Genomic DNA, 26145 nt, shown 5'->3' on the forward strand with positions numbered 1-26145 from the left:
TTTATAGTAAAATTTCCTTATTAAGGACATTTAGCAACAAAAATGAAATTTCTCATCAGTCGTATTATTCTAATTTTATCTTAAATTATTGCAATAGTTATATTGTTATTATTGGTCTAAATTTTATGTTTTACGAATCAAAAATTGGATCATTTTTAAAGCAGTAACCAGCAGTAATTTTTTAAAATTTTCACCATTTTATTTTTCTTTTTTGAGTAGTTAAAATGTAACTATTCACGGGGAACCCTTATTCAAAAATTAATGAAAAAGCTTCGGAACCCCAGTAAAATGGTTGATTATAATTTTTGAAAATCATACTACATTAACAAACATATTTTTAATTTAAAACATTAAGCAGATGAGAACTGGAATAACATTTAGTGCTTTTGATTTGTTACATGCGGGGCACGTTAAGATGCTTGAAGAAGCAAAACAACATTGTGATTTTTTAATTGTTGGTTTACAAACAGACCCAACATTAGATCGCCCAACAAAAAATAAACCCACACAAACTGTAGTGGAACGTTACATACAGTTAAAAGCGTGTAAGTTTGTTGATGAAATTGTTCCTTATGCGACAGAGCAGGATTTAGAAGATATCTTGAAAGCTTTCACTATTGATGTACGCATTTTAGGTGACGAATACAAAGACAGAGATTTTACTGGAAGAAAATATTGCGAAGAAAAAGGAATTGAGTTGTACTTTAATACTAGAGATCACCGTTTTTCGAGCACTAATCTGCGTCATGAGGTTTATCAGAAAGAAGTTTTAATGCATTCAAATGGCAATTAGTACAGTCACTCATGTAGTTTTAACTGGAGGAATTGGCAGCAGATTATGGCCTCTTTCCAGAAAAACACTTCCAAAACAATATCTTGAGCTTTTTGATGGGGAATCGCTCTTTGAGAAAACGGTCGCTCGTAATGAAAATGTCTCCTCTAATATGATAGTAGTAGGAAATATTGAGAATTATAAAATGAGCAATACTATTATGGAAAAGTTCAACAAACCTTTCACTCATATAGTAGAAGCTGTTCCCAGGAATACAGCAGCCGCGATTGCGTTTGCTGCATTTGCATCAAATCCAGAAGATATTTTGCTGATTACACCATCAGATCATATTATAGATGGAGAAGACAGTTACAATGATGCTTTGCAAAAAGCTATTGTATTAGCCAGCCAGAATTATTTGGTCACTTTTGGAATAAAACCAACTAAACCAGAAACGGGCTACGGCTATATAGAGTTCGAAAATGAAGATGTGATTGCATTTCATGAGAAACCTAATCTAGAAACAGCAAAGATTTATTTGGAAAACGGAAACTATTTCTGGAACAGTGGTCTCTTTTGTTTTAAAGCAGGTACTTTTCTAGCAGAGTTAGAAAAACAGGAACCAGAAGTATATTGGAACTCCAAAACAGCTTGGGAAGCAAATATAGATGGTTTTCTGGATTATGAATTGTCTTTAAAAATTCCTTCTATAAGTATCGATTATGCAGTAATGGAGCGAAGTGACGACATAAAAGTTGTTCCAGCTCAATTTGAATGGTCAGACCTCGGCTCTTTCGAATCGGTTTATGATTATTTAGTTCATAAAGGTCATCCAATAGATGCGAATCGAAATATTGTTATAGGAACCTCAATGCACACTACATTTATTGGAGTAAAAAATTGTATATTGATCTATACTATTGATGCTTTAATGGTATTGCAAAAAGAGAACTCGCAAGAAGTAAAACAGGTTTATCAGCAATTGGAGTCTATTGCGTCTCCATTATTGTAAAATAGGAAAACTCAAAAAAATCAGGAGTCTTTATAAAATAAAAAGCGACTAACATGATGGATAAAAATTCTATAATATATATCGCAGGACACAAAGGAATGGTTGGAAGCGCCATTTGGAGATCTTTAACGGCAAAAGGTTATAATAATCTTATTGGGGCATCTAGCAGCGAATTAGATTTAAGAGAACAAGATGCAGTTCGAGATTTCATTCAAAAAGTTAAACCAGATGTTATTATAGATGCAGCCGCAAAAGTAGGCGGGATTTTGGCCAACAATGATTTTCCATTTCAATTTTTAATGGAAAACATGCAGATTCAAAATAATCTTATAAATGAAGCTCATAATGCCGATGTAGAAAAATTTATCTTTTTAGGCAGTTCCTGTATTTATCCCAAATTGGCACCGCAGCCATTAAAAGAGGAATATCTGCTTACTGCCTCTTTAGAAAAGACGAATGAATGGTATGCTTTGGCTAAAATTACGGGTGTAAAATTATGTGAAGCCATTCGTGAACAATTTGGAAAAGATTTTGTGAGTTTGATGCCTACAAATCTATACGGTACACATGACAATTTTGATTTAACAAGCTCTCACGTTCTGCCAGCTATGATTCGTAAATTTCATGAAGCTAAAGAAAGTAACAATGCGCCAGTGATACTCTGGGGAACAGGAAGTCCGATGAGAGAATTTTTATTTGTAGATGATATGGCCGAAGCTGTTGTTTTTGCATTAGAAAATGAACTTCCGGAACATTTATACAACATTGGAACAGGAGAAGATTTGACAATTAAGGAATTGGCAGCTGCGATTCAAAAAGTTGTTGGGCATACTGGGGATATCATCTGGGACGAAAGCAAACCTGACGGTACACCTCGAAAATTAATGGATGTTTCTAAAATGCATAACATTGGCTGGAAACACCAAGTAAACTTAGAAGAAGGAATACAAAAAACTTACAATTGGTTTCTAGAAAACATTAAAAACCTAAAACAAAAGAGCTATTAATAACGGCCTCTTTTTATTCTAGAAAATCTACAAAAAACTTACAGTTAATACTTTATAAACTTTGCAACATTGCAATACAAATGCCTTTGTGCCTTATAATAACATTATGACTCTATTAAAAAAAACAGCGTTCATTACGGGAGTGACAGGACAAGACGGAGCCTATTTAAGTGAATTTTTATTAGAAAAGGGCTATATCGTACACGGATTAAAAAGACGTACTTCGATGTTTAATACAGATCGAATAGACCATTTATATCAAGATCCTCACATAGAACATAGGGATTTTATATTACATTATGGAGACATGACCGACAGTACAAATTTAACTCGCTTAATTCAGGAAATACAGCCTGACGAGATTTATAATTTGGCAGCGATGAGTCATGTAGCAGTTTCCTTTGAAACTCCTGAATATACCGGAAATGTTGATGCATTAGGAACATTAAGAATTCTTGATGCAGTACGTTTACTCGGATTAGAAAAAAAGACAAGAATTTATCAGGCTTCTACTTCAGAGTTATATGGTAAAGTACAAGAAGTACCGCAAACTGAAAAAACTCCTTTTTATCCAAGATCCCCTTACGCAGTAGCAAAAATGTATGCCTTTTGGATTACAGTAAACTACAGAGAGGCTTATGGAATGTATGCTTGTAACGGTATCTTGTTTAATCACGAATCACCTATTCGTGGAGAAACTTTTGTGACCCGTAAAATTACAAGAGCAACTGCAAGAATAGCTTTAGGATTACAAGATAAAGTTTATTTGGGTAATCTAGATGCTCAACGCGATTGGGGACACGCTAAAGATTATGTTAGAATGATGTGGATGATTTTACAAGCTGAAGAACCGGAAGACTGGGTTATTGCTACAGGAAAAACTACTCCAGTTCGTGAATTTGTGAGAATGAGTTTTGCAGAAGTAGGCATAGAATTAGAGTTTATAGGACAAGGTGTTAATGAAAAAGGTTTTGTAGCATCATGCAGTAATCCTGATTATCAAATTCCAGTTGGTACAGAAGTATTAGCTGTTGACCCGAATTATTTTAGACCTACAGAAGTAGATTTATTGATAGGTGATCCAACCAAAGCTAAGACTAAACTTGGCTGGCAATGTCAATATGAACTGGAAGAATTAGTGCAGGAAATGATGCAGTCCGATTTAAAATTGATGAGAAAAGAACAGCTTCTTAGAGAATGTGGCTTTACAATAATGAATTACTACGAATAAGAAATTAGGAAATTCGAATAAAGTTAATAAACATTTTTGCCTTCAAAAAAACATATTTAAATGAAAATCAAAAATATTTGTTGTTTGGGTGCTGGTTATGTGGGCGGTCCTACAATGTCGGTTATCGCATTAAAATGTCCAGAAATTAAAGTTACTGTTGTTGATTTAAATGAAAGCCGTATTGCGGCCTGGAACGATGAAAATTTAGATAGTTTACCTGTTTACGAACCAAGACTTGCAGAGGTAGTGGGTGAGGCTAGAGGACGCAATCTTTTTTTCTCTACAGATGTAGATACTGCTATTGATGCTGCAGATATGATTTTCATTGCCGTTAATACTCCAACTAAAACCTATGGTGAGGGAAAAGGAATGGCAGCTGATTTAAAGTTTGTTGAGTTATGTGCAAGACAAATTGCCCGAATAGCTAAAAATGATAAAATTATTGTGGAGAAATCTACTCTGCCTGTTCGTACTGCCGAAACATTGCAAACCATTTTGGACAGTACGGGTAATGGAGTGAAATTTGAAGTTTTATCTAATCCAGAGTTTTTAGCGGAAGGAACCGCAATAGAAGATTTGTTCAACGCAGATCGAGTATTGATCGGAGGTCAGCAAACTCCTGAGGGAAAAGAAGCAATTCAATCATTAGTTGATATTTATGCACATTGGCTGAAGCCAGAACAAATTTTGACTACCAATGTCTGGTCATCTGAATTGTCAAAATTAACGGCAAATTCTTTTTTAGCACAACGAATCTCTTCTATTAATGCACTTTCTGCCCTATGTGAAGTGACAGAAGCAAATGTTGATGAGGTAGCAAATGCAATAGGAACAGATAGTAGAATTGGTCCTAAATTCCTTAAAGCTTCTGTAGGATTTGGAGGATCTTGTTTTCAAAAGGACATTTTAAATCTAGTGTATTTATGTCGTTTTTTTAATCTACCTGAAGTTGCTGATTACTGGGAGCAGGTGATTATTTTAAATGATTATCAGAAGTATCGATTTGCTAAAAAAATTATAAGCTCTTTGTTTAATACGGTTAGCGATAAAAAAATTACTTTTTTAGGCTGGGCTTTTAAAAAGGATACTAATGATACCCGAGAATCGGCTGCAATTTATGTTGCGGAACATCTTATTGAAGATGGTGCACAGATACATGTTTATGATCCAAAAGTTCCTGAAGCAAAGATTAAGGCTGATATGCGTTATTTATGGGAATTAAAAGGATTTACAGAGCAAAAAATAGAGGCAAAGTTAAATCAGATTTATGTTTATAATGATCCAAAAGAGGCGCTAGATCAGGCTCATGCAGTTGCAGTACTAACAGAGTGGGATGAATTTAAAACGTATGACTGGGAAAATATATTTATCAAAATGTATAAACCAGCTTTTGTTTTTGATGGAAGAAATATTCTAGATGCAGCAAAATTAACAGACATTGGTTTTAGAGTTAAAGGAATTGGAAAAGGCTGAAATTTTCAATTGTAAAAGAGAATCTATTTTTAACTATTTTAATTTCATTTCTTGAAAGATATTTTGATAAAACTTAAAGACCATCCAAAATACGATGCGATTGTAAGCTGGGGAAAATTAATTTCTATAACAGGAAGCGCGCAGGTCATTGTACAGGGAGTTGGTTTTGTTTCTGGTATTTTAATTATTCGATTACTTTCTGTTCAAGAATATGCTTTCTATACCTTAGCAAATACAATGCTTGGCGCCATGTCGGTATTATCTGACGGGGGAATTTCTACAGGCGTACTGGCACAAGGCGGAAAGGTGTGGGAAAACAAAAAGGAATTAGGAAAGGTACTGGTTACAGGATTGGAAATGCGTAAAAAATTTGCAGTAATAAGCCTGTTTATATCCCTTCCGATTTTACTTTACTTATTGCTTCACAATGGTGCAGGCTGGATGACCTCTATCTTGATTATATTATCTATAATTCCAGCTTTTTATGCTACTTTGTCTGATTCTTTATTAGAGATTCCTTTAAAGCTAAATCAAAGTATTTTGCCACTCCAAAGAAATCAAGTTATTGTAAGTTTCGGCAGATTGTTAATGGTAGCTTCAACTATATTCCTATTTCCTTTTGCTTATCTGTCAATTCTAACGAGCGGAATAGCAAGAATATATGGAAATATTCGTTTAAAAAAACATACCAATGTTTTCGCTGATACATCAGAAACGGAAGATCCAGTAATAAAAAAAGAAATTTCTGTAATTGTTAAAAAAAGTTTACCAGGACTTATTTACTATTGTTTTTCGGGACAAATTTCAACTTGGATCATTTCAATTTTTGGAAACCCAGCATCGATTGCACAAATTGGGGCGCTTGGAAGAATAAGTTCAATCATAACGCTGCTGATGGTCGTTTTTTCAATATTAATTGTTCCAAGATTTGCTAGAATACAAAATCAGCCGCAAAAATTATTACGACACTATACCAAAATATTAGTTGGTATGACAATACTTCTTTTATTTATAGTGGCTTGTACCTATTTATTTTCCGATCAGATTTTATGGATTTTAGGAAGTAATTATAAAAAACTAAATAGCGAATTAGTTTTGTTAATGATTGGAACTGCAATTACAACCATCATGGCAGCGGCATTGGGACTTTATTTAAGCAGGGGCTGGGTTTTAAAATATTACATTTCTATTTCAGGAAGTTTGCTTCCAATCGTACTGAGCTGTTTTATTTTTGATGTATCAACTTTAAAAGGCATTCTATATTTAAATATTCTTGTTGCATTGGTACAGATGGTATTTCATGTTTCTTATGGATATTATAAAATTTTAGAATTAAATAAGAATAATGATAGTTAGAAGATTTTACTGAAATCAAATAAATGTCAAATGAAATATTCCATTGGAATTCCTGCATTTAAAGGACGCTATCTTAATGATTGCATCGACAGTATATTGTCGCAAACATTTAAAGATTTTGAGCTAATTGTAGTTAACGATTGCTCTCCAGATGGAATACATGAAATAGTTAAAGGGTTTAAAGATCCTCGAATTAATTACTACGAAAATGAGGTCAATATAGGTGCCGAAAATGTTATTGATAATTGGAATAAATGCTTGAGTTTTGCGCAAGGCGATTTTTTTGTATTAATGGGAGACGATGATAAACTTGCGCCAGATTATTTGAGAGAGTTTGATAAACTAATTGATAAATACCCTGATTTAGATGTTTTTCATTGCAGAATAAGAATCATAAATGAAAATTCTGAAGAGATAGAATTGAGTACGATTTGTCCTGAATATGAAGATACCGATAATTATATATTGAATTGTTTAGAAGGAAGGAGTGAGCAATTTATCTCTGATTTTGTTTACAGAAAAAGTACATTAGTAAGTAACGGAGGTTTTTACAAATTACCATTGGCTTGGTCCTCAGATTATATCTCGGCTTTTATTGCATCCGGAAACAAAGGAATAGCATATACGTCAAGTCCCGTGTTTTTTTACAGAAAACATCAATCCAATATTACAAGTACTAGTAGTTTAGAACTAAAAAGAATTGCCATTATTGGAATGGAGAACTGGCTGGAAAAATATTTAAACAGTTCAAAAAAAACTTTTCAACCGCTTACTGTGGCATTTAAGAAATTTGAAAAAGAAAACAAAGAAGCTTTTATTCGACAAATGATAGGCAGAAGCAGATTAAATGGTTTGTATCTCTGTATTGTCAAAAGAAAATTATTTAAAATATACGTTGTTAATTTTATAAGTCTCCTATACAACATGTGGCTTAAAAACTAAGCCTATCAGATCTAAATTTAGACTAGAATAAAGTTGTAAAAGAACTTTAAAATCTTCAAAACTTCAAAAACTTTTTAATACAAGCACAAATTATGGACATTTTATTTGTTTGTGGCTCCGCTGAAGCTGGAAAAGATGGTGTTGGTGATTACACTCGCCGTTTATGTGCTGAATTATTACATAGAAAACATGACGTTAGAATATTAGCACTATGTGATAATCAATCCAATTTTTTTGTAACTGAAAGTCAGTTAATTGGAAAAGATCAGGTTACGGTTTATCGCATACCTGCCGCTACAGATGTTAAACAAAGATTTACATGGACAAAGCAGATAGTAAATGATTTTCAGCCTGATTGGATCAGTTTACAATTTGTTCCTTACAGTTTTAACCCAAAAGGGTTGCCGTTTTGGTTGCCTTCTTTTTTAAAGAATTTAAAAGGAAATCATAAGCTGCACATTATGTTTCACGAATTGTGGATAGGAATGGATTTGGATGCCACAATTAAAAGTAAGTGTATTGGCTTGATGCAAAAGACGCTAATTTCAAAAATTTTGAAAACCAAAGAGAAAGTAGTCATTCATACGCAAACCGATTTATACAAGTCTAAAATATCAAAATTAGGCTACAATGCGCAAATACTGCCTTTGTTTAGTAACATAGCCAAAAGTAATGAAGCTGAACATAAAGGAATGGTGTACCATTCTGACTTAAGATTCTGTGTTTTTGGTAATATTCATTACGGAGCTCCAGTAGAACAATTTATTTACGATTTAAAACTTGTTTTATCTATTTCTAAAGAAATTAGAACATTAAAGTTTGTTTTTATTGGAAACTGTGGTGCTGAAATTGAAGAATGGAAGAAAGTTTTGAAGGCAAACGAAATTAGATTTGAAGAGACAGGATTTGTAAATGATTTTGAGATAAGCGAAATTTTATCTAGCTGTCAATACGGAATTTCAACAACGCCTTATCTGTTAAATCAAAAAAGTGGTAGTCTAGCTTCTATGTTTGATCATGAATTGGCTGTTTTATGTGTGGCCAGAAAATGGGACGTAAGAGGATTTAAACCAAAAGTATCTTCAAATTTAATGAAATACGAAAATCATAAAACGATTAATAGTTTTTTGGATAGAAAATTCACTGTTTTAAATGACAATAATTTAGAGTTTGTAGCAACAAAATTTCTAAGTGGTTTAAACTAAGTTTTTAAGATATGGCCAGCCTAAGATATTTATGGAGAAACCGAATCAAATACCGTCCGTTCAGCAAAGCTTTTTTTATTAGCTGGGCAAAACGTTTATTGACTTTTCCAGAATTAGTTAAGAATAACAGAAGAAGAAAAAAACTTATTAATAACGGTGCCAATATAGCCGAAACGGCAGAGATTGGAATTGTTAATATTAACGGTAGAAAAGAAAATTTATCAATAGATGATTTTAGCACTTTAGGCAAGGTAGAAATTGCTTTACATGATAAAGTAAGCATTGGAAAATATGTATGCATAAATGATGGTGTAATTATTTTAAGCGCATCTCACGATGTTTCAGATCCTTTGTGGAGACATAAAAAAGCACCAATTTCAATTGGAGATTATGCATGGATTGCAACAAATGCAATTATATTACCAGGTGTAAATATTGGTAAAGGAGCAGTTGTTGGAGCAGGAGCGGTAGTCAGTAAAGATGTCAAAGATTATACAATAGTAATTGGAAATCCAGCAAAAGAAATAGAAAAAAAGAGAACAGAGGTTTTAAAATATAATCCTTGTGAATTTCTAGCAACAAATAACGCATGGCTAAAATGATTTTGTTTTCACATCCAACATTAAATGCAAATTCTAAAGCATTAATCAGTGGTCTGCTCAAAAATAACATATTATATAAACTATATACTTGCATCGCTATTTTTCAGGGGCAGTTGTTTTTTAAACTCGGAGAAAATCCTAAACTGAAAGATTTAAAAAGAAGACGTTTAGATGCAAACTGGAAAGATTTTACGGTTTCCAAATCTTTTTTTGAATTTGGACGTTTGATTGCTTCAAAACTGCGTTTGGACTATTTAGTTAAACACGAAAAAGGAGTCTTCTGTATTGATAATGTATATCATAAACAAGATAAATGGGTAGCCGATAATTTGGCTAAAGCAAAAAGAAAAGGAGTTTTTGGAGTTTATGCTTATGAAGACGGAGCATTGGCTACTTTTTTAAAAGCAAAAAAAACAGGACTTTATTGTATATATGATTTGCCGATTGGCTATTGGAAAAGTGCCCGTTTATTAATGCAGAGAGAGTTTGAAATTAATCCTAATTGGGCAGAGACACTTACAGGTTTCAACGATTCGACTGAAAAGTTAAATAAAAAAGATCAAGAACTGGCTTTGGCTGATGTCATTTTTGTAGCAAGCACATTTACTAAAAAAACTTTAGAAGAATACTCTGGAAAATTACCTGAAATAAAAGTCATTCCATACGGTTTTCCCGATGTGAAAAGTAAAAAAGAATATTTACAGCTTGTCAATAGAAAACTTAAAATCCTATTTGTAGGTGGCTTATCGCAAAGAAAAGGACTTTCGTATTTGTTTGAAGCTGTAGAAGGCTTACAGGACAAGATTGATTTAACAGTTGTAGGACATAAAGCAGTTCCAAATTGCAAAGCTCTTAATCAGGCTTTAGAACAACATACTTGGATTCCGTCACTGTCTCACGATCAGATTTTGGCTTGCATGAGAGAACATGATGTATTTGTTTTTCCATCACTTTTTGAAGGCTTCGGTTTGGTAATTACAGAAGCAATGTCGCAGGGAGTTCCTGTTATAACAACAGATCGTACTGCAGGTCCCGACCTGATTGATCACGGAAATGACGGATGGATTGTTCCGGCAGGATCTTCAGTGGCAATTAAAGAAGTACTAAACGAGATACTTGAAAAACCACAATTACTCAAACAATTAGGATTAGCAGCACAGACAAAAGCACAGAACAGACCTTGGTCGGTTTATGGTCAAGAAATGGCCAATGAAATTTCCTTATTAAAAACTTTTTAGATAATATCATTTAAGAATAACAATGAATGAACAAGAAGTAATTCCGAATTATAAATCCTTAAAAATTGCCATTTGGCTCTATTTTTTTCTATGGATTTTTGAAGGAGCTTTACGCAAATGGATCTTACCAAGTCTGGCTACTCCATTGTTGGTAGTTCGCGACCCAATTGCTATTTACATATTGGTTAGAGCGATATACCTGAATGTGAAATTTATGACACCCTATATTGTCTTTAGTTTTATTTTTACCTTACTAAGTTTAGCCATTACATTGACGTTTGGTCATGGAAATTTATTTGTTGGTATTTATGGAGCAAGAATTATGTTACTTCATTTTCCTCTCATTTTTATCATCGGAAAAGTTTTTACAAAAGAAGACATAATCAAATTAGGACGCGTTCTTTTAGTACTGAATATATTTATGACCATCATGGTATATTTTCAATTTAGCAGTCCGCAAAGTGCTTTCATAAATATTGGTATCGGAGGAGAAGGTAGTGCTGGATTTTCAGGAGCGATGGGATACAGCAGACCGCCGGGAACATTTTCTTTTACTACAGGATTATCTATTTTTTACACTGCGGTATCCGTTTTTGTCTATTATTTTTGGCTTTCTAAAGACTATTGTTCAAAAATTTTATTGTACGCCAGTACCATTGCTTTAGTTATTGCTTTGCCGCTGACGATAAGCCGAGGTGCAGTAGTAGCAGTACTGATAGTAGGACTTTTTGCTATTATGGCATCGGTAACAAGTGCAAAAATGTTAGGTAAGCTGGTATTTACAGCTGTTGTTTTTGTTGTTGCTTTTTTAGTTTTACAAAACTACGTGACAATATTCAGTTTAGGAACAGAAGTTTTTATGGATCGTGTTGATAGTGCAAATAGATCTACAGGTGCAGGCGGAGGATTAAAAGAATCTATCCTTATGCGAATTGTAGCCGATTTTTTAGGACCATTTATTGATCTTTTTAGTCACCCAATGTTCGAAGGTAATTTGGGAATGGGGACCAATGCTGGTGCTCAAATGCTGACAGGGAAAGCTGTTTTTCTGGTATCAGAAACAGAGTTTGGCCGTTTGGTTGGTGAGCAAGGAATCATTTTCGGAGGAGGTGTCATCTTTATACGTCTGATATTAGCTTTGAGAATTACAGTAAAATCGTGGAAACTGCCAAAAGATGAAAAACTTCTTCCTTTCACTCTTTGTGGTGCTGCCTGCCCAGCATTATTTCAAGGACAATGGGCACAGCCATCGGTATTGGGCTTTGCTGTTATAATGGTCGGCTTAGTGATGGCGGCTTTAAATAAAGTTGATACTCCTTTAGAAAATAGCACATTATGATTAAAGAAATAATCTTAGTTGGTAATTACGTGCCTGATAAGCAGTACAGCATGCAGATTTTTGAAGTATTGATGGCTGAAGGATATAGAAAATCAAAATTTAATGTCAGTACCATTCGTCCTGATGAGATTTTAAGAAAATTAGCCTTCAACAAAAACAGTTTAATAAAATGGCTGGCTTATATAGATAAATTCGTTTTATTTCCTGCCAAACTTTTATTGCTGAGGTTTAAAAATTTCATTTTATTCAAATCAGTTAATTATCATATTTGTGATCATTCAAATGCGTTTTATCTTTATTTTTTACCTAAAAACAAAACGATAATAACTTGTCATGATGTTCTGGCAATACGGGCAGGATTAGGATTTTCGGGCACTTATTGCCATGCAACAAAATCGGGACAGGTATTGCAGAAAATAATTCTGAATGCATTATCTGGAGCTAGAAAATTAGCGACTGTATCTGATTTCACTTTGAATCAATTGATTGAAATTGATAACAAACCTCGAATAACGAAAAACTGGATTACAATTCACAACGCTATTTCTGAAAAATTTGCCCCCTCGTCTGAAGATGAGGTTCATAAAATCCTTGATAAATTTCAGCAGTTAAAAAATAAAGAGATTATACTGCATGTTGGTTCAGATCTGGAACGAAAGAACAGGAAACTATTAATCCACATGATTGCAGAACTGAAGAATGATTGGAATGGGGTATTAGTTCTGGCAGGTGAACCGTTAAACTCAGAATTATTAAACTTAATTCAGGAATTAAAGGTTTCCGATCGAATTGTACAAATACACAATCCGACAAATAATGAAATTATAGCATTGTATTCGATATGCCAAGCCATGATTTTTCCATCTTATTCAGAAGGATTTGGATGGCCAATAATTGAAGCACAGGCTTGTGGAGCACCTGTAATTACAAGCAACAAAGCTCCAATGATGAATGAAGTTGGTGGTACCGCTGCGCTTTATGCCGACCCAGACAATCCAAGTTCTTTTTTAGATCAGTTTCAAAAAATAAGAAATAAAAGATTTAGAAACGAAATAGTCATAAAGGGCTATGAAAATGCCAAACGATTTGATTTTAATAATACCGTAAATCAATATGTTCAATTAATAAAAAACGAAGCGTGATAGTATTAAAAATTTTAGCCGTTTTAATGCCTTGGCCAATTAAAAGATTCATTCTCATTCAGTTTTTTAAATATAAAATTGATCCTTCGGCAAGAATTGGACTTTCATGGATTTATCCTAAAAAGCTTATTATGGATGCTAATTCCAATATCGGAAATTTTAATGTAGCAGTACATTTGGATTTAATGAAAATTGGAAAACATTCCAGCATAGCAAGAGGAAATTGGATTACTGGATTTCCTACTAATACAGATTCGAAGCATTTTGCGCATCAAAAAGACAGACATTCAAACCTGATTATCGGCGAACATTCTGCCATTACAAAAAATCATCATATCGATTGTACGAATATTATTCAGATAGGAAATTTTGTAACCGTCGCGGGTTATGCAAGTCAATTACTGACACATTCGATTAATATCGAATTAAATATTCAGGACAGTCATCCTATTACAATCGGAGATTATTGTTTTGTCGGAACTGCGTCTACAATTTTGGGTGGAGCATCATTGCCTCCTTACTGTGTATTAGGAGCAAATTCATTATTGAATAAATCTTTTACAGTTCCTTATCGCTTGTACGGTGGGAACCCGGCAAAAGAAATAAAAGAATTGTCACAAGACTTCAAATACTTTAATAGAGAAACGGGTTTTGTTTATTAAAGAAATAAGAAAAACAAATAGTTTTAAAATGAAAGTAATCCACTTTATAGCTGGTATCGATAAAACGGAAGGAGGCACTACAGAATTTATGAGATTGCTAAGTTCTGAATTGAAAAACCACATTGAGCTTATCGTTGCTACAAGATTTTCTTCTTTCCCTATTGAATTGGAGGGAGTAAGGGTTAAATTTTTTGATACTAGTATTACGCGATGGTTTGCTGTGGTGAATGAGTTTTATCAATTCTTAAAAACAGAAAAACCAGACATAGTTCACGTTAACGGAATATGGAGTCCTCAAAACTGGGGTTTCCAAAAAGCAGCTCAGAGATTAGGAATCAAAGTAATAGTTTCACCTCACGGTATGTTGGAACCCTGGATTATGTGTAATAATTCTTGGAAGAAAAAAATAGGTTTATTTCTGTACCAAAAAAAAGCGCTTAGAAAAGCAAATTATATTCATGCAACAGCGAGTATGGAATCGGCAAATATTAAGGCTTTAGGTTTCACAAATAAGATCTGCATTATTCCCAATGGTATTGATTTGAGCGATGTAAAAGATATTAAAATCAATTACGGAACCAAAAGAATGATTTTTCTATCGCGAATACATCCTAAGAAAGGTATTGAATTACTACTGGAAGCTTGGAGAAACAGCAACACTGAAGATTGGACTCTTGAAATAGCTGGCAATGGCGACGAAAATTATCTTCACACTTTAATACAAAGTGCCCAAGATTTAGAAAATGTACGTTTTGTTGGAGCACTTTATGGAAATGAAAAGTGGGAATTTATACGATCTGCCGATGTAATGGTACTGCCTACTCACAGTGAAAATTTTGGAATCGTTGTTGCCGAAGCTCTTGCGAGTGGCGTTCCAGTAATTACAACAAAAGGAACTCCTTGGGAAGATCTGGAAATTCATAAATGTGGCTGGTGGATCGATCTATCGGTTTCGAATTTAGAAAAAACAATAAAAGAAGCTTTGGAAACACCAACTCCTGTGTTGGAACAAATGGGATGGCAGGGCAGAAAGCTGGTTAAAGAAAAATATGAAATAAAAGCTGTAACCAATCACATCGTCGATTTATACAAAAAAATTATAATTAAATAAAAAACAAATTGGACTTATCTACTTATAATCATTCTTTTAGTTTAAAAAACAAAATTTCAAGATTGATTTGGAATTGTGTTTCTATAATTCTGTTTCGCCCATTTGTTTCTCGATTATTTAAAAAATGGAGGGTTTTTGTACTCAAATGTTTTGGCGCAAAAATAGAATGGTCTACTCATATTTATGCTTCTGTTAAAATATGGGCTCCATGGAATCTGCAGATGGGAGCTAATTCTAGTTTAGGACCAAACGTAGATTGCTACAATCAAGGTAATATAACAATTGGCGCTAATACGGTTATCTCACAAAAAACCTATTTATGTGCATCTTCTCACGATTATACAAAAACTGATTTTCCACTAATCTTAAAACCTATAACTATTGGAAATGGTGTTTGGGTTGCGGCAGATGCATTTATTGGGCCTGGAGTTTCCATTGAAGATAACGCGATCATTGCGGCAAGATCGGTTGTCAATAAAAAGGTTGAAAAAAATGCAGTAATGGGAGGCAATCCTGCCACATTAATCAAACTTCGAACTGTTGAATAATCAAGATTTTCTTTTAAAAATATAACCTCAATAATATAAGCTTTGGAAAATAAATTTAGTATTGTCATTCTAGCCTACAATGAAGAAGATACGCTAGGAGGCTGTTTGGATTCGATTAAATGGTGCGATGATATTGTTGTTATCGATAGTTTTAGCAGTGACGCAACTGTTACAATTGCAAAAGAAAATGGCGCAAGAGTTTTTCAAAATAAATTTACCGATTTTGCTCAACAGCGCAATTTTGCTAATGATACCGTTGACTTTAAACATGAATGGGTATTTCACCTCGACGCAGACGAACACTTTACCGATGCTTTGAGAGCAGAATGCAACAAAGCCATAGAAAGTTACCATTACGGAGCATTTTTAGTGCCTGCCAAAGAAATCCTTTGGGGCACTTGGCTAAAACATGCTGCAGGAACCGTTTATCAAATGCGTTTTCATAAACTAAGCGATGCCCGCTTTGAACAGTATGGTCATGGTCAAAGAGAATGTGATCTTAAAAGAGGTTTGGGAAAATTGGAAAACTCATACGAACATTATTTTTTCAGTAAAGGCGTAAATCAATGGTTTGTTAAACATTTACGATACGCGGCTGAAGAGGCAGAAAATGAAAAAAACGTAAGTCTTAAAGAAATACCTTTTGGAAAATTGATTTCTGGAGAATCTCATGAAAAAAGAAGGGTTTTAAAAGCTTTAAGTTATAAAATGCCATTACGCCCTTTATTCAAATTTTTCTATATGTACATACTCAAGCTGGGTTTTTTGGATGGTAAAGTTGGGTTTAAATTCTGTGTAATGAAAAGTATTTATGAGCAATTTATTATTCTGAAAAAATTCGAATCAGAATGGAATAACTAATAAAGTTTTTAAGAGCAAACAAAAAAGAATAAATAATTAAAAAATTAAAGATGAATATAGCATTTAATGTTAATCGATTAGCAATGATTGGTCTTGGCGTAACCTTGAAATCTTTATTAGAGAACTGTTCTGATCCTAGTAAAATCAATATTTATATATTATGTTCAGATTTAAATATAGAGGACAAATCAAATATTCACAAATTGCTTTTAAGCTATGGTTTAAATGAGGTTAAGTTGATTGACTTTGACGTAAATGAGCATTTTGGAACTTTCAGTTCTTTGCAGGGAGATTTGACAACATACGGAAGATTGTTGTTACAGGATTATGTAAAAGAAGATTCTGTTTTGTATCTGGATGCCGATTTAGTTGTAGAGTTAGATGTTTTATCATTAGAAGGATTTGATTTTCAAGGAAAAGGAATCGCAGCCGTAGATGGAGGAAAAATGAGAGATGCACTGGATCATCCGTTTTTATGCAATGAGATTGGACTAGGTATGGATCTGACTGTATTTAACGCAGGTATAATTTTGTTTAACCTAAAATATTGGCGCGAGAAAGATATTAAAAATCAATGTTTAGCCTTTGGAAAAAAATACGGAACTAAATTAAGATCTCATGATCAAACTATATTGAATGCTTTTTTTGCCGGAAATTTTGCCTTTCTTCCTTTAGAATTTAACATGCCTTGGTTTGCACAGAATAAAAGACCAGAAGCTAAAAAAGTTATTCTTCATTTTGTTGGATCTCCAAAACCTTGGGATGTACTTGGAAAATATGTTCACAGAGGATTTTCAGTTTGGAAAAGTTATTTAAATGCCGATTGGGAAAAAGCCTATTACCATTATAATCAAGGTGAATTTTTACGAGCTTGGCATATCAGAAGATCATACGCTAGATTGTTACTCTTAAAAATGAAATCAAAAAATTAAAAAAGGTTTGGAAATAGGAATTTTATATATGCTTTAAACAGATTCTAATGAAAAAAATACTGATAACCGGCGGCGCTGGATTTGTAGGTTCACATTTATGTAAAAGATTATTAAATGAAGGAAATGAGGTAATTTGTCTGGACAATTATTTTACAGGAGCTAAATCTAATATAATCGAATTATTAGATAACCCTTATTTCGAGATGGTTCGACATGATATTACAGAACCTTATTATGCTGAGGTTGACGAAATTTATAACCTAGCATGTCCTGCCTCTCCCGTACATTATCAATACAATCCAATAAAAACAATTAAGACTTCGGTTATGGGAGCCATTAATGTTTTAGGATTAGCAAAACGTGTGAATGCCAAAGTATTGCAGGCAAGTACAAGTGAAGTTTATGGTGATCCTCTTGTACACCCGCAAACTGAAAATTATTGGGGACATGTTAATCCGATAGGTATTCGCTCTTGTTATGATGAAGGAAAACGCTGCGCCGAAACTTTATTTATGGATTACCACAATCAAAATAAAGTAGCCATTAAAATCATCAGAATTTTTAATACCTATGGTCCCAATATGAATCCGGCAGACGGAAGAGTAGTTTCCAATTTTATTGTACAGGCTTTACAGGGAAAAGATATTACGATTTTTGGAGATGGTTTGCAAACTCGTTCGTTTCAATATGTTGATGATTTAGTAGAAGGGATGATCAGAATGATGAATTCAGACCCTGTTTTCCTTGGACCAGTAAATCTTGGAAACCCTAATGAGTTTACAATGCTGGAATTGGCCGATGCTATTATTGAATTGACAGGATCAAAATCAAAAATTATTCATTTGGATCTGCCACAAGACGATCCAAAACAAAGACAGCCTGATATTTCTCTGGCAAAAGACAAACTTAACGGCTGGGAACCTAAAATTCAATTGCGTGAAGGTTTAATAGCTACGATAAACTATTTTGACAAACTTTTATTGAATCAATAAAAGGCTTTTACTCTAACAAAATACCCTAATTTTTTTAACTGCTCTTTTTCTCAATTTCCTTATTAAGGAAACAGATTCTGCTACACTTTATTTTCAAGCTGGCTTTTTTGTGCTTTTAACGAGTTTTGAGGTGCTTCATCGAGAACTTTTTTTAGTAAAATACCTTTGTTTTAATTTTAACTTGAAAATGTGAAAAAGCAGTTAACTACACAAGAATATTTATAAATGAAAAAATAATTATTATGAGAGTTACTATAATCACAGTATGTTACAATCGCAAAAACACGATTGAAAAAGCAATCAAAAGTGTATTGGAACAAAATTATAATAATATCGAATATATTATTATAGACGGCAATTCTAAAGATGGAACAAAAGAAATTATTGAGTCCTATAAAGATAGAATAAGCCAATACATTTCAGAACCTGATAAAGGAATGTATGATGCGATAAACAAAGGATTAAAATTAGCCACAGGAGACGTGATTGGGTTAATGCACTCTGATGATGAGTTTTTTGACAGAAAGGCTATTTCAAGAATTGCTGCCCGTTTTGAAAAAGAGGCAAATATAGACGGAGTTTATGGTGATGGAGTTTATGTTTCAAACGATGAAGACGAACGTCTGATCAGAGATCGAATTGGAGGTGTTTTTAACATAAAGAAAGTGAAAGAAGGCTGGTTGCCATTGCATCCGACGGTTTATTTAAAGAAAAGTGTAATTGAAAAACATGGTTTATATAACCTTGACTTTAAAATTGCTTCGGATACAGAATTCTTACTTCGCTATTTATACAAGTATAGAATCAATATGAGTTACATCGATTCTTATATTGTAAAAATGAGAATGGGAGGTATGAGCACCAGTTTTAAAAGAGCTTTTGAAGTTTTACAAGAAGACTATAAAATTTATAAATATCATGGTTTAGCCGCAATGGAAACAGTATTTCTTAAAAAAACTATTGCGCTAAAACAATATATAGTTCAGTAAAAAACAATGCAACTAGCTTTAGTTTTTTTAGAAAATATAAAGCATAATTTAAAAGGTTGCGAAGACATTTATCAGAAGGTAATCATTTAAGACAAGTCATTATAAATAGAAAAAAGTGAATGCAGGTTTAGTTTAAGACACATATCATAAAGGGTTTATTGAGCGCTGAATAGTTTTCATTTTATTTCAATTCAATTAAGAGTAATCAAAGAATACTAATATATACCACAATTAACATGAAGAAAATTTTCCTTTCGATAATCTTATTGCCTTTATTGATGCTTGAATCTTGCACTACCAGAAAACAAATGTTGTATCTACAAGATTTAGATAAGTATGCAAATTCGACGATAAATTATACTTCGCCAAAAATACAGCCTAACGACATCTTAAAAGTAGAAGTGGGCGATCTTAATCCGCTAGTAGCGGCACCTTTTAATATCAGTAATGGAAATATTGGCACACAAACTTCTGTAGATATGATGAAATTATCAGGGTACCTAGTTAATCCACAGGGAAGCATAATGATGCCGATTTTAAATGAAGTTAAAGTAGGAGGTTTAACACCTGCCAATGCAGAAATTAAGATAAAAGAACGTCTTATAAACGAGAATTATTTAGTAAATCCAACCGTACAGGTTAGAGTTCTCAATAATAAATTCACCATTTTGGGAGAAGTTAATGCTCCTGGAGTAAAATCTTTTACAGAAGAGTCAATTAGTTTTTTGGATGCACTAGGAATGGCTGGAGATTTAACGTATTCAGCAATTCGAAAAGATATAAAACTAATTAGAGAAATAGATGGAAAACGTCTAGTTTATCACGTAGACTTGACCTCGGCTTCTTGGATGTCTAACCCAAATTTTCGTATTAGACAAGGTGATGTAATTGTTGTAACACCAAATAAACTAAAAGCCAATAGTGGAGGATTAATTAAAGACCCAATACAATTGCTTGGAATCACAGCTTCTTTAGCGGCTCTGATAATAGTTATTGTAAAATAAAAATAGACGGAATATAAAAGAGTATTTCAGAATTAGATTTAAAAACATACTCACGGTTATTAATGCGACTGTGTCTTATTAATTGAATAGTTATGGATTTGAAAAAAGAATTTTTAAAGTATTTTCAGTATTGGCCTTGGTTTTTACTTAGCTTGATTGTATTTATGGGAGCAGCCTATATTTTTATCAAAATAGTACCGCCAACATACGAATCTTCGGCTATGATTTTTATTGACAAAAAGCAGGAAGATGAAACAAAAATAATCAGGATTAGTACAGATAAAAAAAGCGGTGAAGAAAACCTAGAAGATGAAATAAGATTGATCACTTCAAATGAATTTTTATTGGATGTAGTAAAAAATCTAAATCTAAATTTTGACTACTTCGAAAAAGTATTTACAGTACAAAATAATTATGTAAATGAAGTTCCTTTTGTTTTAATGCCTACGGTTTCAAGAGATTCATTGCCACATGTTTCTTATGAAATTAAAGTGGATAAAGGAGGTTTTACCTTAACAAATCCTGAAACAGAAAAAACGTATACTGCAAAAGGATATGACGGAAAAGAAGCAGTTCCAGGCCTGCCTTTTAAAATTCAATTATCTGCTAAGGCAAAGAAAAATCCATCTTTTTATTTTGATAATGAATATAAAGTAAACATCGTGCCAACAGGCGAAGCTTTAAAAAGTTTGAAGTCAGCTCTTGTGGTTATGGCCGACGAAAATGCAAAAGGTGTAATCGAATTAAAACATACAGGCTCAAGTCCAGACCGTTCCAGAAAAATATTAAGCGAAATAATTGTGGAGCTTGACAAAAGTATTGTAGTTAACAAACAAAAAGTATTTAGAAATACAGTTTCCTATTTAAATCAAAGAATAAAAAGTTTTAGTAAAGAAAAAGATTCAATCGAGAGCGTAAAAGAACAGTATTTACAAAATAACGATATTGGGGTAATGGAGAATTACATTACCGAAAAAACGGCAGATAGAAGTCAGAAAAAAGAGAGTTCTATGCTTAATGAAAGACAAATATCACTTGCCAGTTTTGCTTTAAACGATATCAAACAATCTGGTGCAACGCAGACTTTAGGAACCGATTATAATTTAGAATCTCCTATCGTAAACCAAATGCTTGTAAATTACAATACCAAGCTTATGGACAGCCAGTTAATATTGCAGAGAGCATCAAGCAATAACCCTGCTTATATTTCTTTAATGACGCAATTAAAGGTTCAGAAACAAGAAATAATAAATACTCTTGCAGGATATTTAAATTTTCTGAATCAAAACAATAAAGCCAATAAAACAGAGCAGAGTATTGCCGAAGCAAAAGTAAAAAGTATTCCAACAAAAGATAAGGTGCTGGGGAACATCAACAGTAATCTTAACATGAAGGAAGAAACCTATGTGGCCTTATTGCAAAAGAAAGAAGAAGCAGTTTTAAATGGTGCAATCTTAGAATCTAATTTGAAAACGCTGAATGCACCTGAAACGAATTATTCGGCAATTTTTCCACAGCCTAAAGCTTTTATGTTAGGAGCGTTTATGTTTGGTTTGCTGCTTCCTTTCGGAGTTACCTATATGCGTTTATTCTTGGATACCAAGATTCATAATGAAGAAGATATTCAAAAGGTAATTAAGGATATTCCAATTTTAGGACATATTCCAAAAATTAGTCTTAATGATAAATTAGACAATACAGCAACTTCTCGTTCTTTGATTGCCGAAGCATCACGAGCCTTGGTTTCTAATATTTCTTATTTGATGCCAAGGAAGAAAGACAACAAAGGAAGTGTAATACTTTACACATCATCGATTCAAGGAGAAGGAAAATCATTTTGCGCTTTTCATAATGCAATTACAGTTAGTAATCTTAATAAAAAAGTATTGCTTATTGGTGTCGATTTAAGAAACCCTCAATTACATGACTATTTCAGCGTAAAAAGAAATGTATCTGGACTTTCTGATTTCTTAGCTAATAAAGATGATGACTGGAAAAAATTCCTTCAGAAAGACGATAAGTTTTCTAAAAATCTGGATGTTTTGTTTGCGGGAGAAGCTCCTCCAAATCCTTCTCAGTTAATAACCAATTCTAATTTCGAATCATTAATAGAAGAAGCCAAAACAATTTACGATTATATCATATTAGATACCGCTCCAGTACAGATAGTATCCGATACGCTTAATTTCAGTTATCTGGCAGATGTCACCGTTTTTGTAGTAAAATATGATTATACAGATAAAAGTAATTTAGTTCATGCTGGTAATTTTATCAAAAAAGAACAGCTTAAAAACGTTGGAATTGTTATAAACGGTGTAAACATGAAAACGGCATACGGCTATGGTTATGGCGTAAGTTATGGTTACCAGTATCAGGAAGCAAAAGTAAAGAAACCTTGGTATAAAAGAAGTCTTACCGTAAAAGAGGCTTAAGGAGTAGAAGGTGTATTTACTAAAATTAAATAATATAAAATGTTTCATAAAATAGTTCTGTTACTATTGTTCTTGGTCATTGGTGCGGTTTTTTATTTTTCCTGGTTATCAGATCCTAGTTTATCTAGTGAAAGTTATCTGCCAGGATGGCTTTTAAATTGGAGTAATCATTATTATAATTTACGTACCGCTGTTCCTTTCGTAGCTGTAGGTTTTCTATTAGAATTATATACAGAACAGAATAATATAAATGAAGTAAATAATAACAAAAATTTAAATTTCATACAAAACCTAATTATTGCGGCGATCATTGTTAGTGTAGCTGAAGGTGGGCAGTTTTTAATTCAGAGAAGAAGCCCGGATTTAATGGATATTTTTTATGGAATTGTTGGAAGTTTAATAGGAGCATTAGGTTATAATTTATTGAAAAAAATAAAAAATGCGAAACAGACATAAATTTACTTTCATAATGTGTTGCGCTATTGCCGACATGATTGCAATGGTAGTGGGCACGATGATTTTTTTGAATTTTGCGACTGAAGAAAATATTGGTTGGAACGGTTTGTTTCTCAATAAAATGATTCCGATTACAATTTTAGGCTGGCTGTTTTCAGTTACTTATTTTCAGTTGTACAGAGTAGACGTTCTTTTTAGTTTAGATGAATTTTTCCGCAATAGCTGGAGATCATTCTTCACACAAAGAGTATTATGGCACAGTTACATTTTTATTTTTCAAGATGATGTGCTCTACAACTTTGGAAGCAAGGCAAATTTATTTCAGCTAAGTTTTTTATTGTCTTATTTTCTGTTATCCAGAATATTATTTACAGTGGTAATCGGAAAAATAAAAGGCTGGGTTTTTAAACAATATACAGTTGCCATTTGGGGGTTTAATAAAACAAGTATCGAGTTGGCTTCTCATTTAGAAAGTAATTCCTTTTTCATTAATTTTTTGGGTATTCTTAACGAAAATTCATCTATAGAATATACAAGTAATAAGGAATTTACTTTTGCACTGTCAGAAGCCATTAATGATGCTTCAAAAAATGACATCAACGAATTGTATATTGTATCTAAACCAGACTTTATTTCAGACTTGAATTATTTCTTTGAGCTGGGTGATAAACATTGTATGCGTTTGAAATTTGTTCCCGATTTTTCATCCATATCAAAAAAACACTTTAACTCAAGCCATTTAAATAATTTTCATGTCATTAAGCCTCGTTTTGAGCCCTTGCAAAATGCTTATAACAGATTAGCAAAGAGAATATTTGATCTTACATTCAGCATTTTGGTAATTGTTTTCGTATTGTCCTGGCTTTACCCTTTGTTGGCTTTTATAATTAAAAAACAAAGCAAAGGACCAGTATTATACAAACAGATGCGAACAGGAAAAAAGAATCAGGAGTTTTGGTGCTACAAATTTCGAAGTATGTATGTAAATGTGGGTGACGAAACACAGCAGGCTCAAAAAGGAGACAGCAGGGTAACACCAATAGGAAAATTTATACGCCGTACCAGTTTAGACGAAATGCCGCAGTTCTTTAATGTTTTGATTGGAAATATGAGTGTCGTAGGACCGCGCCCTCACATGATTAAACATACATCTGACTATAATGACCACATTAACAATTTTATGGTGCGTCATTTTGTTAAACCAGGTATTACGGGTCTGGCTCAGGTTTCGGGTCTTAGAGGAGAAACCAAAAAAGTGTCTGATATGAGGCGACGTGTTACAACCGACATAGAATATGTACAACGCTGGAGTCTTATAAAAGATATTAAGATTTGCTTCTTAACGGTTATTGTAACTCTTAAAGGAGATAAAAATGCTTTTTAATATAAAAACAAACTCAAAAAACAAACTCAAGATTAAACTTAAAAATAAACTAATAAATAATAATCATGGACATTACTAATTACCTTATAGGTTTACTTACTGGAGTTTCAGTGACAACCTTTTTCATTGGAAAAGAATGGTATAAATATTATACTAAATACACTATCCAACAGAAACAATTAGATCGAGTTCTGAAATTGAACGATAAAATTAAAAAACTGAAAAGTTACAGCCCAGCAGAAACATCAAATATGAATGTTGGCGTTTAAGATTATTTTCAAATTTTAGTTTTACTCAGGTGCTTATCGATTACTAAATCAAATGAGCTGACTGTTTTATGACAAAGTATAACATTGCTTGGATTTTTCTTTTACTCTAAGACATTTTGATCTCGTAGAAAAAGAAATAAAAATACAGATAATTTATAATTGAATTTGATTATAATGAGCTCGATACTATATCGGGCTTAACCCTTTTTTGATTGTTCTGTTTTTCATAGTGTTACACTAAATGAGAACAGTTGCAATCCTTAGTTTTATATGAACTTCATTTCTTGAATCATATAAAACTTGAAACCCCAAATCTTCAATTTACTTACTTACTACCTGTTGGTGAATTATAATTTCTTTTACCCCCCTTTATCTCTAAATGTTTATTCATTTTATAATTAATAATAAACATATAACCTTCTTACAGTTTTGTAAGATTTCCCAAATCTTAATTTAAGACCATTTTTTTGGTCTACTGTTTATTTTCTTGTCTGCATTGATTCTTGAAGGATGATTTTTATTTAGAAATTATCTGAAATCAAAGAATGAATATTGGATATGAAATGCTATTGCTTCTATTAAAGAGTCCCTGTACTTCTAGTTAAGGGATTTTCTTGCGTAAAAAAAAATGTTCTGTGTTTGTGAAGTGTAATCTATTATAAAAAAAGATAAATGCTAATTCTTAAGAGATGATTAAAAAAGAAAAAGTTTTAGTTCGTGACAATAAAGGAATCTTTTTAAAAATGTTTAAAAGAAAATTTAAAGGTGAGTTTGAATTTTCTGAGGATTCTTTTTTGCTTCAAAATGAAAATAAATCAACAGGTTATGATCATTCTGTATTTGTAGTATATGAGTATTCTGAGCTGTTAGATTTTTTTGAGTTAGATGGCATAAATTCAAACTTTATGGTGTGTCTGTTTAGTAAACACCTTTATAATAGTTTATCTCGAATAGAAGAAATTAAAGATCTGATTTTAATAGATGCTTCAAAAACTAAAACGGAAATTTTCGAAGATTTAAAAACCTGTTTCCAAAACTCTTCTAACATAATTCCGAAGTTCTCTAACAAAGGTTTTTCAAAATCAAAAATGCCTAAGAAGCAGTTAGAAGTACTGCAGAGAGCATTGTATTTTATGATGTGAAAAATAACCGAATGCATAGCTCAGCTGGATAGAGTCCCCAATTT

Annotated in this window: 25 protein-coding genes; all 25 read left to right on the plus strand. The window is 32.8% G+C overall.

The annotated features are described in order from the left end of the window. Positions 1-358: 358 nt before the first annotated feature. The 25 genes from GSY47_RS06430 (at position 359) to GSY47_RS06550 (ending at position 26101) form a co-directional block, all read left to right on the plus strand. Positions 359-793, plus strand: a complete 435-nt coding sequence (locus GSY47_RS06430; RefSeq protein WP_091492898.1) for an adenylyltransferase/cytidyltransferase family protein — start codon at positions 359-361, stop codon at positions 791-793. Next, positions 783-1784, plus strand: coding sequence for a mannose-1-phosphate guanylyltransferase (locus GSY47_RS06435; RefSeq protein ID WP_179004874.1), 1002 nt, complete (start codon positions 783-785; stop codon positions 1782-1784). The genes GSY47_RS06430 and GSY47_RS06435 overlap by 11 nt, the downstream gene beginning before the upstream one ends. A gap of 56 nt (positions 1785-1840) precedes the next feature. Then, positions 1841-2791: a GDP-L-fucose synthase family protein gene (locus GSY47_RS06440; protein ID WP_179006288.1), complete on the plus strand. Its 951-nt coding sequence runs from the start codon at positions 1841-1843 to the stop codon at positions 2789-2791. Positions 2792-2897: 106 nt separating this feature from the next. Continuing rightward, on the plus strand, positions 2898-4022 hold the full coding sequence (gene gmd, locus GSY47_RS06445; protein ID WP_179004876.1) for a GDP-mannose 4,6-dehydratase: 1125 nt from the start codon (positions 2898-2900) through the stop codon (positions 4020-4022). Positions 4023-4082: 60 nt separating this feature from the next. Beyond that, positions 4083-5495, plus strand: coding sequence for a UDP-glucose 6-dehydrogenase (locus GSY47_RS06450; protein ID WP_179004878.1), 1413 nt, complete (start codon positions 4083-4085; stop codon positions 5493-5495). 51 nt (positions 5496-5546) lie between these two features. After that, positions 5547-6851 carry a lipopolysaccharide biosynthesis protein gene (locus GSY47_RS06455; RefSeq protein WP_179004880.1) on the plus strand — a complete coding sequence of 435 codons (1305 nt, stop codon included), beginning with the start codon at positions 5547-5549 and terminating at the stop codon, positions 6849-6851. 30 nt (positions 6852-6881) lie between these two features. Then, entirely contained in the window at positions 6882-7793 is a 912-nt protein-coding gene (locus tag GSY47_RS06460) for a glycosyltransferase family 2 protein (protein ID WP_179004882.1), read from the plus strand. A gap of 92 nt (positions 7794-7885) precedes the next feature. After that, positions 7886-8998: a glycosyltransferase family protein gene (locus GSY47_RS06465; RefSeq protein ID WP_179004884.1), complete on the plus strand. Its 1113-nt coding sequence runs from the start codon at positions 7886-7888 to the stop codon at positions 8996-8998. 11 nt (positions 8999-9009) lie between these two features. Beyond that, on the plus strand, positions 9010-9600 hold the full coding sequence (locus tag GSY47_RS06470) for an acyltransferase (protein WP_179004886.1): 591 nt from the start codon (positions 9010-9012) through the stop codon (positions 9598-9600). Further along, positions 9588-10838, plus strand: a complete 1251-nt coding sequence (locus GSY47_RS06475; protein ID WP_246611275.1) for a glycosyltransferase family 4 protein — start codon at positions 9588-9590, stop codon at positions 10836-10838. Before GSY47_RS06470 ends, GSY47_RS06475 begins: the two co-directional genes overlap by 13 nt. A gap of 22 nt (positions 10839-10860) precedes the next feature. Beyond that, positions 10861-12177, plus strand: a complete 1317-nt coding sequence (locus GSY47_RS06480) for a hypothetical protein (RefSeq protein WP_179004888.1) — start codon at positions 10861-10863, stop codon at positions 12175-12177. Further along, positions 12174-13319: a glycosyltransferase family 4 protein gene (locus GSY47_RS06485; RefSeq protein ID WP_179004890.1), complete on the plus strand. Its 1146-nt coding sequence runs from the start codon at positions 12174-12176 to the stop codon at positions 13317-13319. Before GSY47_RS06480 ends, GSY47_RS06485 begins: the two co-directional genes overlap by 4 nt. Continuing rightward, the gene (locus GSY47_RS06490; protein WP_317197906.1) at positions 13316-13981 is read left to right on the plus strand and encodes an acyltransferase; all 666 of its coding nucleotides are present in this window, start codon (positions 13316-13318) and stop codon (positions 13979-13981) included. Before GSY47_RS06485 ends, GSY47_RS06490 begins: the two co-directional genes overlap by 4 nt. Positions 13982-14009: 28 nt before the next feature. Next, complete coding sequence (locus GSY47_RS06495) at positions 14010-15092, plus strand: glycosyltransferase (RefSeq protein WP_179004892.1); 1083 nt, start codon at positions 14010-14012, stop codon at positions 15090-15092. 8 nt (positions 15093-15100) lie between these two features. Further along, the gene (locus GSY47_RS26345) at positions 15101-15640 is read left to right on the plus strand and encodes an LbetaH domain-containing protein (protein ID WP_317197907.1); all 540 of its coding nucleotides are present in this window, start codon (positions 15101-15103) and stop codon (positions 15638-15640) included. Positions 15641-15682: 42 nt separating this feature from the next. Continuing rightward, complete coding sequence (locus tag GSY47_RS06505; protein ID WP_179004894.1) at positions 15683-16501, plus strand: glycosyltransferase family 2 protein; 819 nt, start codon at positions 15683-15685, stop codon at positions 16499-16501. A gap of 50 nt (positions 16502-16551) precedes the next feature. Continuing rightward, positions 16552-17433, plus strand: a complete 882-nt coding sequence (locus GSY47_RS06510; protein WP_179004896.1) for a glycosyltransferase family 8 protein — start codon at positions 16552-16554, stop codon at positions 17431-17433. A gap of 47 nt (positions 17434-17480) precedes the next feature. After that, the gene (locus tag GSY47_RS06515) at positions 17481-18425 is read left to right on the plus strand and encodes a UDP-glucuronic acid decarboxylase family protein (protein ID WP_179004898.1); all 945 of its coding nucleotides are present in this window, start codon (positions 17481-17483) and stop codon (positions 18423-18425) included. 242 nt (positions 18426-18667) lie between these two features. Next, positions 18668-19414, plus strand: a complete 747-nt coding sequence (locus GSY47_RS06520; protein ID WP_179004900.1) for a glycosyltransferase family 2 protein — start codon at positions 18668-18670, stop codon at positions 19412-19414. Positions 19415-19650: 236 nt separating this feature from the next. Next, positions 19651-20418 carry a polysaccharide biosynthesis/export family protein gene (locus tag GSY47_RS06525; protein WP_179004902.1) on the plus strand — a complete coding sequence of 256 codons (768 nt, stop codon included), beginning with the start codon at positions 19651-19653 and terminating at the stop codon, positions 20416-20418. Between the two features lie 92 nt (positions 20419-20510). Continuing rightward, positions 20511-22850 carry a GumC family protein gene (locus tag GSY47_RS06530; RefSeq protein ID WP_179004904.1) on the plus strand — a complete coding sequence of 780 codons (2340 nt, stop codon included), beginning with the start codon at positions 20511-20513 and terminating at the stop codon, positions 22848-22850. A gap of 39 nt (positions 22851-22889) precedes the next feature. Next, complete coding sequence (locus GSY47_RS06535) at positions 22890-23306, plus strand: VanZ family protein (RefSeq protein WP_179004906.1); 417 nt, start codon at positions 22890-22892, stop codon at positions 23304-23306. Beyond that, positions 23290-24690 (plus strand): exopolysaccharide biosynthesis polyprenyl glycosylphosphotransferase, encoded by a 1401-nt coding sequence (locus GSY47_RS06540; RefSeq protein WP_179004910.1) that lies wholly within the window; start codon positions 23290-23292, stop codon positions 24688-24690. Before GSY47_RS06535 ends, GSY47_RS06540 begins: the two co-directional genes overlap by 17 nt. A gap of 65 nt (positions 24691-24755) precedes the next feature. Next, a complete protein-coding gene (locus tag GSY47_RS06545; protein ID WP_179004912.1) occupies positions 24756-24959 on the plus strand; it encodes a hypothetical protein in 204 nt (67 codons plus the stop codon). Between the two features lie 689 nt (positions 24960-25648). Next, the gene (locus GSY47_RS06550; protein ID WP_179004914.1) at positions 25649-26101 is read left to right on the plus strand and encodes a hypothetical protein; all 453 of its coding nucleotides are present in this window, start codon (positions 25649-25651) and stop codon (positions 26099-26101) included. The last annotated feature ends 44 nt before the right edge of the window (positions 26102-26145 follow it).

This window comes from Flavobacterium quisquiliarum, assembly GCF_019308285.1.
GTDB classification, from domain to species: domain Bacteria; phylum Bacteroidota; class Bacteroidia; order Flavobacteriales; family Flavobacteriaceae; genus Flavobacterium; species Flavobacterium quisquiliarum.

Excerpts from the sequence above, each read along its gene's own strand:
- GSY47_RS06475 (WP_246611275.1), top strand. The coding sequence starts at position 9,588 with ATGGCTAAAATGATTTTGTTTTCACATCCAACATTAAATGCAAATTCT.
- gmd (WP_179004876.1), top strand. The coding sequence starts at position 2,898 with ATGACTCTATTAAAAAAAACAGCGTTCATTACGGGAGTGACAGGACAA.
- GSY47_RS06520 (WP_179004900.1), top strand. The coding sequence starts at position 18,668 with ATGAGAGTTACTATAATCACAGTATGTTACAATCGCAAAAACACGATT.
- GSY47_RS06435 (WP_179004874.1), top strand. The coding sequence starts at position 783 with ATGGCAATTAGTACAGTCACTCATGTAGTTTTAACTGGAGGAATTGGC.
- GSY47_RS06545 (WP_179004912.1), top strand. The coding sequence starts at position 24,756 with ATGGACATTACTAATTACCTTATAGGTTTACTTACTGGAGTTTCAGTG.
- GSY47_RS06460 (WP_179004882.1), top strand. The coding sequence starts at position 6,882 with ATGAAATATTCCATTGGAATTCCTGCATTTAAAGGACGCTATCTTAAT.
- GSY47_RS06480 (WP_179004888.1), top strand. The coding sequence starts at position 10,861 with ATGAATGAACAAGAAGTAATTCCGAATTATAAATCCTTAAAAATTGCC.
- GSY47_RS06465 (WP_179004884.1), top strand. The coding sequence starts at position 7,886 with ATGGACATTTTATTTGTTTGTGGCTCCGCTGAAGCTGGAAAAGATGGT.
- GSY47_RS06440 (WP_179006288.1), top strand. The coding sequence starts at position 1,841 with ATGGATAAAAATTCTATAATATATATCGCAGGACACAAAGGAATGGTT.
- GSY47_RS06485 (WP_179004890.1), top strand. The coding sequence starts at position 12,174 with ATGATTAAAGAAATAATCTTAGTTGGTAATTACGTGCCTGATAAGCAG.
- GSY47_RS06515 (WP_179004898.1), top strand. The coding sequence starts at position 17,481 with ATGAAAAAAATACTGATAACCGGCGGCGCTGGATTTGTAGGTTCACAT.
- GSY47_RS06470 (WP_179004886.1), top strand. The coding sequence starts at position 9,010 with ATGGCCAGCCTAAGATATTTATGGAGAAACCGAATCAAATACCGTCCG.
- GSY47_RS06495 (WP_179004892.1), top strand. The coding sequence starts at position 14,010 with ATGAAAGTAATCCACTTTATAGCTGGTATCGATAAAACGGAAGGAGGC.
- GSY47_RS06450 (WP_179004878.1), top strand. The coding sequence starts at position 4,083 with ATGAAAATCAAAAATATTTGTTGTTTGGGTGCTGGTTATGTGGGCGGT.
- GSY47_RS06540 (WP_179004910.1), top strand. The coding sequence starts at position 23,290 with ATGCGAAACAGACATAAATTTACTTTCATAATGTGTTGCGCTATTGCC.
- GSY47_RS06430 (WP_091492898.1), top strand. The coding sequence starts at position 359 with ATGAGAACTGGAATAACATTTAGTGCTTTTGATTTGTTACATGCGGGG.
- GSY47_RS06510 (WP_179004896.1), top strand. The coding sequence starts at position 16,552 with ATGAATATAGCATTTAATGTTAATCGATTAGCAATGATTGGTCTTGGC.
- GSY47_RS06525 (WP_179004902.1), top strand. The coding sequence starts at position 19,651 with ATGAAGAAAATTTTCCTTTCGATAATCTTATTGCCTTTATTGATGCTT.
- GSY47_RS06530 (WP_179004904.1), top strand. The coding sequence starts at position 20,511 with ATGGATTTGAAAAAAGAATTTTTAAAGTATTTTCAGTATTGGCCTTGG.
- GSY47_RS06535 (WP_179004906.1), top strand. The coding sequence starts at position 22,890 with ATGTTTCATAAAATAGTTCTGTTACTATTGTTCTTGGTCATTGGTGCG.
- GSY47_RS06550 (WP_179004914.1), top strand. The coding sequence starts at position 25,649 with ATGATTAAAAAAGAAAAAGTTTTAGTTCGTGACAATAAAGGAATCTTT.